At 47.9% G+C, this 13,219-nt stretch carries 12 protein-coding genes; 1 reads left to right on the forward strand and 11 read right to left on the reverse strand.

From position 1 onward, the window contains the following. The first annotated feature begins 84 nt into the window (after positions 1-84). Positions 85-2,715: a bifunctional uridylyltransferase/uridylyl-removing protein GlnD gene (gene glnD, locus G7083_RS02815; RefSeq protein WP_166013484.1), complete on the forward strand. Its 2,631-nt coding sequence runs from the start codon at positions 85-87 to the stop codon at positions 2,713-2,715. 113 nt (positions 2,716-2,828) lie between these two features. On the opposite strand, the gene G7083_RS02820 is transcribed toward glnD, so the two are convergent. The 11 genes from G7083_RS02820 to proB form a co-directional block, all read right to left on the reverse strand. Further along, positions 2,829-4,463: a HAMP domain-containing methyl-accepting chemotaxis protein gene (locus G7083_RS02820; RefSeq protein WP_166013485.1), complete on the reverse strand. Its 1,635-nt coding sequence runs from the start codon at positions 4,461-4,463 to the stop codon at positions 2,829-2,831. Positions 4,464-4,545: 82 nt separating this feature from the next. Then, a complete protein-coding gene (gene pgpA, locus G7083_RS02825) occupies positions 4,546-5,055 on the reverse strand; it encodes a phosphatidylglycerophosphatase A (protein ID WP_166013486.1) in 510 nt (169 codons plus the stop codon). Further along, positions 5,052-6,026, reverse strand: a complete 975-nt coding sequence (gene thiL, locus G7083_RS02830; protein ID WP_166013487.1) for a thiamine-phosphate kinase — start codon at positions 6,024-6,026, stop codon at positions 5,052-5,054. Before thiL ends, pgpA begins: the two co-directional genes overlap by 4 nt. Positions 6,027-6,114: 88 nt before the next feature. Further along, the gene (nusB, locus tag G7083_RS02835) at positions 6,115-6,585 is read right to left on the reverse strand and encodes a transcription antitermination factor NusB (RefSeq protein WP_166013488.1); all 471 of its coding nucleotides are present in this window, start codon (positions 6,583-6,585) and stop codon (positions 6,115-6,117) included. Then, the gene (gene ribE / locus G7083_RS02840) at positions 6,585-7,055 is read right to left on the reverse strand and encodes a 6,7-dimethyl-8-ribityllumazine synthase (RefSeq protein WP_166013489.1); all 471 of its coding nucleotides are present in this window, start codon (positions 7,053-7,055) and stop codon (positions 6,585-6,587) included. The genes nusB and ribE overlap by 1 nt, the downstream gene beginning before the upstream one ends. A gap of 267 nt (positions 7,056-7,322) precedes the next feature. After that, the gene (gene ribBA / locus G7083_RS02845) at positions 7,323-8,432 is read right to left on the reverse strand and encodes a bifunctional 3,4-dihydroxy-2-butanone-4-phosphate synthase/GTP cyclohydrolase II (RefSeq protein WP_166013490.1); all 1,110 of its coding nucleotides are present in this window, start codon (positions 8,430-8,432) and stop codon (positions 7,323-7,325) included. Between the two features lie 35 nt (positions 8,433-8,467). Further along, entirely contained in the window at positions 8,468-9,121 is a 654-nt protein-coding gene (locus G7083_RS02850) for a riboflavin synthase (RefSeq protein WP_166013491.1), read from the reverse strand. 4 nt (positions 9,122-9,125) lie between these two features. Further along, positions 9,126-10,229, reverse strand: a complete 1,104-nt coding sequence (gene ribD / locus G7083_RS02855; RefSeq protein WP_166013492.1) for a bifunctional diaminohydroxyphosphoribosylaminopyrimidine deaminase/5-amino-6-(5-phosphoribosylamino)uracil reductase RibD — start codon at positions 10,227-10,229, stop codon at positions 9,126-9,128. Between the two features lie 12 nt (positions 10,230-10,241). Next, the gene (gene nrdR, locus G7083_RS02860; RefSeq protein ID WP_166013493.1) at positions 10,242-10,691 is read right to left on the reverse strand and encodes a transcriptional regulator NrdR; all 450 of its coding nucleotides are present in this window, start codon (positions 10,689-10,691) and stop codon (positions 10,242-10,244) included. A gap of 102 nt (positions 10,692-10,793) precedes the next feature. Continuing rightward, on the reverse strand, positions 10,794-12,044 hold the full coding sequence (locus G7083_RS02865; protein ID WP_166013494.1) for a glutamate-5-semialdehyde dehydrogenase: 1,251 nt from the start codon (positions 12,042-12,044) through the stop codon (positions 10,794-10,796). 11 nt (positions 12,045-12,055) lie between these two features. After that, positions 12,056-13,189, reverse strand: a complete 1,134-nt coding sequence (gene proB, locus G7083_RS02870) for a glutamate 5-kinase (protein WP_166013495.1) — start codon at positions 13,187-13,189, stop codon at positions 12,056-12,058. Positions 13,190-13,219: the final 30 nt, after the last annotated feature.

The raw sequence follows: 13,219 nt of genomic DNA on the forward strand, positions 1-13,219 counted from the left end.
TCCCTGCTCAGTCAGGGATATTTTTTTATTGGCTCTCATCTGCTAGATTGACACCATTCGTGTTAACGCCTGCATGGACGCGCTATGCCGTATCAATCACCACTGACCTTTCAACCCGCCCAACTCACCGTTGACAGTTTAAAGCAACAGTTGGAAAGTTTTACTGAGTATCAAAAACAGGCTTTTTTCAATCATCATCCGATCACCGACCTTGTACTTGGCCGCTCAGAATATATGGATTTATTGCTGCACCGCCTGTGGCAATTTTTTGGCTTAGATCAACTGCTCGAAGTCAGCCTGATTGCGGTCGGTGGTTATGGACGCGGAGAACTGCATCCGCTGTCAGACATTGACTTGCTGGTGCTTTCACAACAGCCACTCAGTGAGCCGGTCGCCAATAAAATCAGTCAGTTTTTAACCCTGTTGTGGGATCTAAAATTAGAGATCGGCCATGCGGTACGCACCGTTGAACAGTGTGCAGAAATCGGCAAAACCGATTTAACCGTCGCCACCAATTTGCAAGAGGCACGCTTACTCTGTGGCTGTGCGGCCACCTTTCATCAACTAAAAATGGTCATTCACTCGGAATCCTTTTGGCCAAGTGAGATTTTCTACCAAGCTAAAGTGCAAGAGCAGAAAGCACGTCATGCCCGCTATCACGATACCACCTACAACTTAGAGCCGGATATTAAATCAACTCCGGGTGGGCTGCGCGATATTCACACCTTAACCTGGATCGCTCGCCGCCATTTCGGTGCCACCTCGCTGTATGAAATGAGCCGCTTTGGTTTTCTCACCGATGCGGAATATCGCGAGTTGGTTGAGTGTCAAAATTTCCTATGGCGAGTACGCTTTGCACTGCACATTGAACTCAAACGTTACGACAATCGCTTAACGTTCGCTCATCAAGTGCAAGTCGCTCGTCATCTCGGTTACTTTGGTGAAGGTAACCGTGGCGTAGAAATGATGATGAAAGAGTTTTTCCGCACCCTACGCCGGGTCGCCGAACTCAACAAGATGCTGCTGAAAATTTTTGATAAAGCGATCTTAAATAATGGTGAAGAAGCACCTGCCGTGGTGATTGATGAGGATTTTCAACGCCGAGGTAATCTGATTGAAGCGCGCAAACCAGCCCTGTTCCAAGCTCGCCCAGAAACCATTTTGGATATGTTTTTGCACATGGCTAATGACTCAAGCATCGAATCAGTCGCTCCTGCCACCCTGCGCCAACTGCGCACGGCTCGCCGCCGTTTGAATAAATTTTTGCATACCATTCCAGCCGCACGAGAAAAATTTATCGAGCTAGTGCGTCATCCCAATGCGTTGCATAAGGCATTCAGCCAGATGCACAAATTAGGGGTGATCGCCGCTTATTTGCCACAATGGCATCAAATTGTTGGCCAAATGCAGTTTGATTTATTCCATGTTTATACGGTGGATGAGCATAGCATGCGTCTACTCAAACATATTCATTTATTTAGTGATATAAACAATCACGATCGCCACCCTATTTGCTGTGAAATCTACCCTAAAATTCAGAAAAAAGAGTTATTGATCCTCGCGGCAATCTTCCACGATATTGGTAAGGGCCGCGGCGGTGATCACTCGGAGATTGGTGCAAATGAAGCGTTTGATTTCTGTATTGAGCACGGGCTATCAAAACCGGAAGCGAAGCTAGTCGCTTGGCTAGTGAAAAATCATCTGTTGATGTCAGTCACCGCTCAGCGTCGTGATATTTACGATCCGGATGTGATCATCGAATTCGCCAAAAAGGTGCGCGATGAAGAACGTTTGGAATATTTGGTGTGTCTAACCGTGGCTGATATCTGCGCCACTAACCCTGAGTTGTGGAACAGTTGGAAACGTACCCTACTTGCCGAGCTGTTCCACTCCACACAACGCGCTCTGCGCCGTGGTTTAGAAAATCCGGTCGATGTGCGTGAGCGTATTCGCCACAATCAACAAATGGCGTTGGCACAATTGCGCAAAGAGGGCTTCACTAGCCGTGAAATAGAAGTGTTGTGGCAGCGCTTTAAGGCCGATTATTTCCTGCGCCATACCCACCAACAAATTGCCTGGCACTGCGCCCATTTATTACGCCATAGTGACCCCAACCAGCCACTGGTATTACTAAGCAAAAAAGCCACCCGTGGGGGGACTGAAGTGTTTATCTATACCAAAGATCAAGCGGCGTTATTTGCAACCGTGGTCGCCGAGCTTGATCGGCGCAATCTTAACGTGCATGACGCACAGATCATGGCCAGTAAAGATGGTTATGTGCTAGATACCTTTATGGTGCTGGATCATAACGGGCGGGCAATTGAAGAATCGCGCCAACAAGCCTTGATCCGCCACCTCGTTCATGTGCTAGAAGATGGCCGCCCCACCACTCAAAAAGCGCGCCGCATTCCACGCAATTTACAACACTTTAAAGTCAAAACTCAGGTCGATTTTCTGCCGACGAAAAGCAAAAAACGCACCTTAGTCGAATTTGTTGCACTCGATACTCCGGGATTACTGGCCACGGTCGCCGCCACCTTTGCCGAACTCAACCTTGACCTGCACGCGGCCAAAATCACTACCATTGGCGAGCGAGCGGAAGATTTATTTATTCTGACTAACTCACAAGGCACCCGTCTCAATGACACTGAAGAGCAGCAACTACGCGAAACACTGTTCACCAATGTGGCTCATTTAGCGCCAAATGATCAGTAATAGCCAGCCCAAGATTCACCATCACGTTAAATAAAAATGAGATAATTCTTTGAATAAATAAAAGATAATCTGAGCTCGATATTTTACAACCGAACTCAGCTTAGGTAAAAAACTTAAACTCTAAATTGAGCAACAACTTCTTGTAACTGATCGGCTAATTGATTGAGATCTCGGCAAGCTTGAGACATCTGTTGTGCACCCGTTGCAACTTCTTCTGATGCGTCGCTAATATTCACCACATTACGATTAAGCTCTTCTGTGACTGCTCTTTGCTCTTCTGTTGCTGTCGCAATTTGGATATTCATCTGAGATATACTATTTACTGATGAATTAATTTCTGAGAGAGACTTACCCGCTTCACGAGCAGAATAAACCGCTTCTAATATCATATTTTGGCTTTGCTGCATTGTAACCCCTGCATCAGCCGCTCTTTGTTGTAAATCAGAGATAATACGATTGATCTCCGTTGTAGAATCTTGTGTGCGTTTAGCTAAAGCTCTAACTTCATCGGCTACAACTGCAAACCCCCGCCCTTGTTCTCCAGCGCGTGCAGCCTCAATCGCAGCATTAAGCGCTAATAAGTTGGTTTGTTCTGCAATTCCCTGAATAACCCCCAGCACCATACCGATATTACGGCTATCATCACTCAATCCATGAATAACAACCGCCGTATCTTCAATAACTGAAGCGACTTTTTCAATATGTGTCGCGGCATCCCCTACAACTTGGCTACCTAATTCGGCAGTACTGGTAGCAGAATTCGCCATTTCAGCGGCATCGTTCGTATTGGAAGCAACATCTTGAACAGTCGATGACATTTCATTCATTGCTGTGGCTAGTTGATTTATCTCATTCTGCTGTGTAGTCATATTATTGGCTGACTGCATTGCAACCGTACTAATTTCTTCAGCTGCAGTACCAAGTCGTATCACAGAGCTCGAAACCTCATTAACCAATAGACGCAGATTATGTTGCATTTCACTAAAACCTTTAGCGAGATCTCCGAATTCATCGGCAGCAAACTGCTTGATATCGATTAAACTGGCAAGATCACCTCCAGCTATCTTACGTATAGATTCCTGCAAAACGAAGAGAGGGTTACGAATTTGTCTTATTAGGAAATAAGCAATAACGACTACTAATAATGTAATAAATACGCTAATCATTATGCTCGTTGTAAATGATTTATCATAAACAGTATTACTCTGACTAGTTAATACCCCCGCCACACGTTCATTTTCGAGTTGTAATTCCATACTCAACTGGACAATATTCTGAGTTAATGGCGTCAGATTTTTGATCATATTGTCCGTTGCTACAATATCTCCCGATTCAACAATCTTAATTAAGTTGTTAAGCATAGCTGCGTATTCTCTCGCTGCACTTTTTAATGCATCAAAAATTCGAGCATCATCTTGTGAGATAATAGGCAATATACCGTATGCCAACTCAGCAGAACTATACTCAGCCATTTTTTGCTCAAGATTTAGCTTGGAAGCTCTTTGATAAGATAAATCATCAATCATCAAAGCATAAGCCAAACGCAGTGATGCAAGGCGTTGATCTTGAACAGCAAAACCAATTTTTGTAGCTGCAGCAACTGAGGGAATTACCTTCTCTGTAAGTTCTTTTGTTGTGTCATGTATCGTTGACATTTGTAAATTTGAATACCCAGCAAAAAGTCCGAAAGTCAGAACGATTGCTGAAAATACAGCCGTTAATTTTTGGCCAATTGTTATATTTAGCATATAAAACACCTTGTTATTTTAATATTTCAGATCAAACGATAATCAAGCAACCTATAGATAACTGCAATTTTACACTGCTCAACTAAACATGATACCAACCAGCCCAATGACCGAGCAAGCCTAGACTGATCGCCGCCATAATACCGGCAACAATATCATCCAGCATGATGCCTAAGCCGCCATGTACCCGCTGATCCAACCAACTTATCGGCCAAGGTTTCAGCATGTCGAAAAAACGAAACAGTACAAAGCCGCCCACTAACCACCGCCAGTCAAACACCGGTAATTGCCACAACGGCACAATCAGCATAGTGATCCAAAATCCAGCAAACTCATCCCACACGATCGAGCCATGATCGTGTACCTGCATATCATCAGAGGTAACTTGGCAAAGTTTAATCCCCACCAAACTGGCGACCACAATGGCGCCTAGATACCAAGCCAGCGGCAGGTGAGCGAGCAGCAGATACAGTGGCACTGCAGCTAAGGTGCCGATGGTGCCGGGCACCATCGGTGCTAAGCCACTGCCAAAGCCTGTGGCCAACAAATGCCAAGGATTGCTTAAGGATATTTTACTGCGTGGATCGCTCATACTTTCCCCTTGAAATGCTCATAGCCAGCCAATTGCCAATCGAGTTTTTTGCCTTGATTATGCAGCTCAAAAGTACCCGCGGGACGAATTTGGCCAATACAAGTCACTTTAGTGCCACAGTGCGCTAGTGCATGAGCTAATGAACCACGGTTTTGCTCAGGAATGGTAAAACAGAGTTCGTACTCTTCGCCACTGGTCAGCGCATACTGCTGTGCAGTGGTCACATCCCCAACAAACTGTAATAACTCCTTCGACAGTGGCAGCAAACTGACATCAATACTCGCTCCAACATTTGAGCGGCGTAAAATATGTGGCAGATCAGCGATCAAACCATCAGAAATATCAATCGCAGAGGAAGCCAAATGCACTAAGGCTTGCCCAGCAACAATACGCGGTGTGGACAGATAATGACGCTGCTCAAGAATATCGGCAAATGGTCGCTGACGTTTTTCTGGCTGCAAAATCACCTCTAACCCAGCCTGGCTATCACCCAGATCGCCAGTGACATACAGCCAATCACCGATTTTCGCCCCGCTACGTAACATGGCTTGCTCTTTGGGTAAAAAACCTTGCACGGTGAGGGTAATACTAAGTGGCCCTTTGGTGGTATCACCGCCAATCAACTGCACATTGTAATAATTGGCTAAGTCAAAAAAGGCCGCGCAGAATGGCTGTAACCACGCCTCATCAATCTCAGGCAACGTTAACGCCAGCGATACCCAAGCGGGGGTTGCACCCATCGCCGCGAGATCGCTCATATTAGAGGCTAATGCCTTATGTGCCACCCAAGCAGGATTGGCATCGACCAGAAAATGAGTGCCCGCGACTAAGGTATCGGTACTGATCGCAATACGCGAATTTTCCGGTACTTTGACAATGGCACAGTCATCGCCCAGTGCTAAGTGCACATCTTTACGTTGCGTTTGCCGGTTAGCAAAATATTTATCGATTAAATTAAATTCACCCAACATTCACTCGACTCTTTGGTTGCCATGCCAACAAGCGGCCGCTCATTAAGAAAAAAGGTCAGCAACTGCTGACCTTCTGGTGGAAAACGAATTACGCTTTCTTACGTACGTGCGGTGCGGCTTTATCTAGCACACCGTTAACGAATTTATGGCTATCTTCTGCGGCAAACACTTTTGCCAGTTCAATCGCCTCGTTAATCACCACTTTGTAAGGCACATCTTCACGACGTGTCATTTCATACATGGCCAAACGCAGCAGCGCCAGTTCCATCATGTCCAGATCTTGCATTGGACGAGAAACAAAAGGACGCAGTTTGCTGTCAAGTTCAGTGTGGTTCAGTACCACACCGGCCAACAGATCACGGAAATAAGAAACATCGGTTTCAGGAGCAGCAAGAGCTGGCTCAGCGGCACGATGTTGTTCTTCATCGTATTTACCACTGGTTAGAAATTGCTCTTCAATAGTCGCAACATTCTCTTTAGTAATTTGCCATGAATAAATTGCTTGTAGCGCAAATTGACGTGCATTACGACGTGCGGCTGGTTTCACACTGGCCCCCATTAGGAATCAATTTCAGAAAGAACATTAATCATCTCAAGTGCGCTCAGTGCTGCTTCAGCACCCTTATTACCAGCCTTGGTTCCTGCGCGTTCAATAGCTTGATCGATAGTATCTACAGTCAATACACCAAATGCGACCGGAAGACTAAATTCCAGAGACACTTGGGCCAGACCTTTATTCATTTCACTGCAAACATAGTCAAAGTGCGGTGTTCCACCACGGATAACACAACCCAGAGAGACAATCGCATCGTAGTCGCCAGTTTTGGCCACACGCTGGGCAACCAATGGCAACTCAACCGCACCAGGGCAACGCACCACTGTAATGTTGTCATCACTGATCTGACCGTGACGCTTAAGAGTATCGATCGCACCAGAAAGTAAGCTCTCATTGATAAAACTGTTGAAACGAGAAATCACAATCGCAATTTTCGCCTTTGGTGCTGGGAAACCACCCTCGATAACTTTCATAAGCTTTCCTTTAACTCTATTCATCAAGTGAGAATCGCCGGATTCTAGCACAATTTTGTGAGCAATATCTAACATAAATTTGAGCTAACACCGCGCACAGCTATCAAGGCAACACGCGGCAAAACGCCGATTAAATATCCGCAAATATCTTGACGTTGTAGGTAGACGGCAACTGAATTCATCCCCATGAGCATAGACCGACGCTATGCTTGGGATGAACGAACCTCGCTAACAGCGCTGCAACGTCAAGTAGCAAGGGAATAGCGATTACTCGCACACGTACTCGACCACATTGAGACCAAAACCGCCCAATGCGTGGTACTTTTTGTTTGGTGAAGAGAGCAGACGCATCTCTGTGACCCCAAGATCGGCGAGGATTTGCGAACCAACGCCAACCCGACGTGAAGTACCTTGTTTTTTCGCCATCGCAGGGGCTTCACCTTTATCTTGCAACTCAAACATTTTCACCCGATGCAGTAACAGATCGCTCGACTCTTCACTGCCTAGGATCACCAACACACCGCCTTGTTGACCAATCCGTTGCATCGCAGTCGCCAGTGGCCAACTGCGCTCTGCCGCTCGGTTGCTGTGCAACAGATCAGTAAAGGTATCTTGCAGATGTACACGCACCAGCGTTGGCGCGCTGGCAATATCGCCTTTGCACAAAGCGAAGTGGATTTGCTGATCAATCATATCGCGGTAAGTCACTAACTCAAATTCGCCATACTCAGTCGGCAGTTTGCACTGTGCAACACGCTCAATCGTGGTTTCAGTGTGATTGCGATACTCAATCAGATCGGCAATCGTGCCCAGTTTCAAACCATGTTTTTCAGCAAACACTTCCAAATCAGGGCGACGTGCCATGGTGCCGTCATCGTTGAGAATTTCAACAATCACTGATGCGGGCTCAAGCCCCGCGAGGCGAGCAAGATCACAGCCGGCTTCCGTGTGCCCTGCGCGAGTCAGCACACCACCATCTTGCGCAGCCAGCGGGAAAATATGCCCCGGCTGAACCAAATCAGCAGCTACCGCCTCTTTAGCAACCGCGGCTTGCACAGTGCGCGCGCGATCGGCAGCGGAAATGCCCGTGGTCACCCCTTCTGCCGCTTCAATTGATACAGTGAAATTGGTGGTGTACTGAGCATTGTTATCTTGCACCATAGGATTTAATCCTAAATGGCGGCAACGCTGTTTGGTCATAGTTAAGCAGATCAGACCGCGACCATGGGTTGCCATAAAATTGATCGCCTCTGGGGTAATGTGCTCAGCGGCCATGATCAGATCGCCTTCATTTTCACGATCTTCATCATCCATCAGGATAACCATTTTGCCCTGACGAATATCTTCAATAATTTGTTGTGGAGTACTAATTGGCATGGTGTCTATCCTATCGTTATCGGTATGCGCCGAGATTAAGCAAAACCGTTTTGCTGCAGAAAATCCATCGTCAGGCGTGATTGAGGTTCGCTTTCTGATTGGCCTTGTAGCAAACGTTCCATATATCGGGCCAGTACATCGACTTCCAGATTGACTCGGCGACCAACTTGAAACTGATCCATGGTTGTTTCCGCGCTGGTATGAGGAACAATCGTCAGTTTAAATGCATTTTTGCGCAGATCATTGACCGTTAAGCTGATCCCATCAACGGTGATCGAGCCTTTTTGGGCGACGTATTTGCTCAGTTCAGCCGGCATATTCACCCACAGTTCAACCGCGCGTCCAACCGGAATACGTTCCACGATTTCGCCGACACCATCAACGTGTCCAGATACGATGTGACCGCCAAACCGAGTGGTCGGTAACATGGCTTTTTCCAGATTGACCCGATCGCCGACTTGGTAATTGGTAAAACCGGATTTGTTCAACGTTTCCAGCGATAAATCGGCACTGAAACTACGCCGATCAAACGCCACCACGGTTAAACACACCCCATTGGTGGCAATACTATCCCCCAATTTAACATCGGCCATATCCAACTTGCCAACCTCAACACTGATGGTGACATCATTGCCTTTGGGGATGATCGCGGTCAGCTTGCCGATCGCTTCAATAATTCCTGTAAACATAGTGCTAATCTTTTGATGTTGGGGTGGCAATGATGCGCAGATCGCTGCCAACCATTCGACAATCTTCAATTTTGAGTTCAATGGACTCGGCCATTTGCGTCAAACCCAGTGCACCAAATAAACCACGGCCATCGCTGCCCATCAGTTTCGGTGCTAAATAGAGAATAATTTCATCCACCAATTTTTGCTCAATCAAGGATTTCGCCAATTGGCTACCCGCTTCTACCCACACTTGATTGATCTGATGCTGCTGTGCCAACTGAGTCAACAGTTCGCGCAAATCAAGCTGGCCATGGTCGGCTGCGACACAAAGGTCGGCATTCTCGCTGGCCACTCGCAGCACGGGGGATGGAGTTTGGTATAAGGCTAACTCAGGATATAACTGATGCTGGCGATCCAAAATTATGCGTACTGGCTGACGTAAATCCGCAGGCGAATATTGCGTTTGTATCGACTGCGGTAAATCGTGCCAACGTACCGCCAACGAGGCATTATCGCTAAGCACGGTTTGACTGGTAGAAAGAATCGCACTGGCTTGCGCGCGAAAAGATTGCACATCTTTACGCGCCGCTACAGAGGTGATCCACTGGCTTTGGCCATTGGCCAGCGCGGTTTGTCCATCGAGGCTCGCCGCCATTTTAAGCTGCACATAAGGCATGCCCGTCTGCATACGTTTGAGAAAACCACGGTTCAATGCACGCGCATCGGCTTCTAGCAGACCCACTTGCACTTCAATCCCCGCCTCACGCAGCATCTGTACGCCGCGCCCTGCTACTTGCGGATTAGGATCTTGCATCGCGCAGATCACTTTCGCTACTCCCGCCTTAATCAGACCTACGGCACAAGGTGGGGTTCGCCCATAGTGCGAGCAGGGCTCAAGCGTTACATAAGCAGTCGCACCACGGGTAAGCTCGCCCGCTTGACGTATCGCATGCACTTCCGCATGCGGCTCCCCGGCTTTTTTATGCCAGCCTTCACCGACAATCTGTGCACCGCGGGTGATCACGCAGCCAACATTCGGATTCGGCGCGGTAGTAAAACGCCCACGCTGAGCCAATTGCAGCGCGTGGGACATCATTTGATGATCAAAAGAGGTAAACATAGACATAGTCACGCTGGATTAATCTTGTAGTTTAGCGATCTCTTCGCCAAATTCACGCACATCTTCAAAACTGCGATAGACCGAGGCAAAGCGAATATAGGCCACTTTATCCAGCACTTTCAGTTGTTCCATCACCAAATTACCAATCAGTTTACTCGGCACTTCACGCTCACCAGTCGCGCGCAGCTTAGACTTGATGGTGCTGATCGCAAGCTCTACCGCGTCGGCACTCACTGGACGCTTTTCTAACGCACGTTGCAGACCACCAATCATTTTATCTTCATCGAAAGGCTCGCGGTTACCATTGGTTTTGATCACGCGCGGCATGACTAATTCGGCGCTTTCAAAGGTGGTAAAACGCTCACTACAAGCCAAACACTGACGACGACGGCGCACTTGGTGTCCATCAGCCACCAGCCGTGAATCGATCACTTTGGTATCATTTTCAGAACAGAAAGGACAATGCATATTACCTCCATAACAAGGTAGTCAGTGTAGCCGATGTCGAGGAGAGAGCCAAAGAAAAAGGGGCATGCTGCCCCTTTACATTCTCGGTTTACGTCGATTTTGTTAACTGCGTGAGAGGTAATTGGCTTTACCGACCCACTTATAGCTGGTCAGCTCTTCCAAGCCCATTGGGCCACGCGCATGCAATTTTTGAGTCGATACCGCGACCTCTGCGCCCAAACCAAACTGGGCACCGTCGGTAAAACGTGTCGAGGCATTGACGTAGACCGCAGCAGAGCCAGCGCTATTGATAAACAGCTCGGCATTGTAAAGATCATTGGTCATAATCGCATCGGAATGGCTAGCATTGTGCTCACGCATATGTTCGATCGCCTCTTGTACATCCTGCACCACTTTCACCCCTAAGGTGTAACTGAGCCATTCAGTATCAAAATCGCCGACTTGCGCATCACGCAGATCACTGGCAGAACTCATCAAGGCCTTAGCTTTAGGCTCAGCTACAAACGCCACTTTACCTTTCAGTTTCGCAATCAGTTTTTCCAGCAACGGTTGAGCGATTGCTTGATGGACCAATAGCGTGTCGAGTGCATTACACGCCGATGGACGCTGCACTTTAGCGTTTTCAATCACCGCTACCGATTTATCCAGATCGGCACTTTGATCAACGAAAATATGGCTGATCCCAAAGCCACCGATAATCACTGGTACTGTGCTGTTTTCTTTACACATTTTATGTAGGCCAGCCCCGCCACGCGGAATGATCATATCCACGTAATCATCCATTTTCAGCAGTTGGGTCACCAACTCACGATCCGGTTTTTCAATGTACTGCACCGATGCTGCAGGTAAATCGGCTTGAGTTAAGGCCGCTTGAATGACTTTGACCAGTTCCATATTCGAGAAAAATGTCTCTTTACCACCACGCAAAATGGCCGCGTTGCCGGTTTTAAGACACAGTGCTGCAATATCAATCGTCACGTTGGGGCGCGCTTCATAGATCACCCCAACCACGCCCAGTGGTACGCGGCGGCGAGCAAGCGCCAAGCCATTTTCCAGCACTCGACTTTCGATTTCACTCCCGACCGGATCGTGCAGTGTGATCACGTTACGCACATCATTGGCCATCGCTTGCAAACGCTCAGGGTTGAGCAGCAAGCGATCCAACATCGCTTCCGATAAGCCCGCATCGCGCCCCAACGCAATGTCTTTGGCATTGGCAGCCAAAATACGCGTGCTTTGTGCTTCTAATTCGGCGGCAATGATCGACAAAGCCTGATTTTTTTGCGCCGTGCTTGCGGTGGCTAGCTGAAAAGAGGCCGCTTTGGCCGCTTTACCGAGTACGCTTAACTCCATCATTGTTTCCTTTATTCTTGAATCACGACCATATCATCACGGTGGATCACTTCTAAACCATGATCGTAACCTAAAATATCCACGATCTCTTTGCTGTGTTTACCGGCTATTTGTGCCACTTCATCCTGCGCATAAGCCACGATGCCACGCGCAATCAGATGTTGTTGTTTATCCAGCACGCGCACCACTTCACCGCGGGCAAAATGGCCCTGCACCCGCAGCACACCTTTGGCAAGTAGACTGCTACCTTTATTGAGCACCGCTTTGGCAGCACCATCATCAATCACGATGTCACCCGCGGCCGCAGGTCCCGCCAAAATCCAGCGTTTGCGGTTTTCTAACGCTTCTTCCAAAGCTAAAAAGCGCGTGCCTTGCGGCTCAGCACTCAAAGAATCAAAAATCACATTCGGTGCACGACCAGCGGCGATAATCACTTCAATTCCAGCTCGGCGGGCAATATCAGCAGCTTGCAGTTTGGTCGCCATGCCGCCGGTACCGAGTGTGGTACCACTACCACCGGCAATTTTACGCAGTGTGTCATCAATCGTGGTGACTTGTTTGATCAGTTGAGCGTTCGGGTCTTTACGAGGATCGGCGGTGAACAAGCCTTTTTGATCCGTCAGCAGCAGCAGTTTATCTGCGCCACATAAAATGCCGACTAAAGCTGATAAGTTGTCGTTATCACCGACTTTAATTTCATTGGTGGCAACCGCATCATTCTCGTTCACCACGGGCACAATGCCATTTTCCACTAACGCATTAATCGTATCCCGCGCATTAAGGAAGCGCTCCCGATCATCGAGATCGGCTCGGGTCAGCAACATTTGCCCAATTTTAATACCATAGATTGCAAACAGTGATTCCCATACCTGAATCAAACGACTTTGCCCCACCGCGGCTAGCAGTTGCTTGCTAGAGATCGCGTTGGGCAGCGCGGGATAACCTAGATGTTCGCGACCTGCGGCAATCGCCCCCGAAGTGACGATCACTACCGAATGACCTTGCTGTTTGAGTTCGGCGCATTGGCGAGCCAGCTCGACCATATGAGCGCGATCCAACGCCAGAGTACCGCCAGTCAAAACACTGGTTCCCAGCTTTACCACCATCGTTTGTGGCGCCTTTACGCTTGATTGATTTGTCGTCATGATTGCTTATGTTGAGAAAAAAGATGAACA

This window comes from Vibrio sp. HDW18, assembly GCF_011306175.1.
GTDB classification, from domain to species: Bacteria; Pseudomonadota; Gammaproteobacteria; order Enterobacterales; family Vibrionaceae; genus Vibrio; species Vibrio chanodichtyis.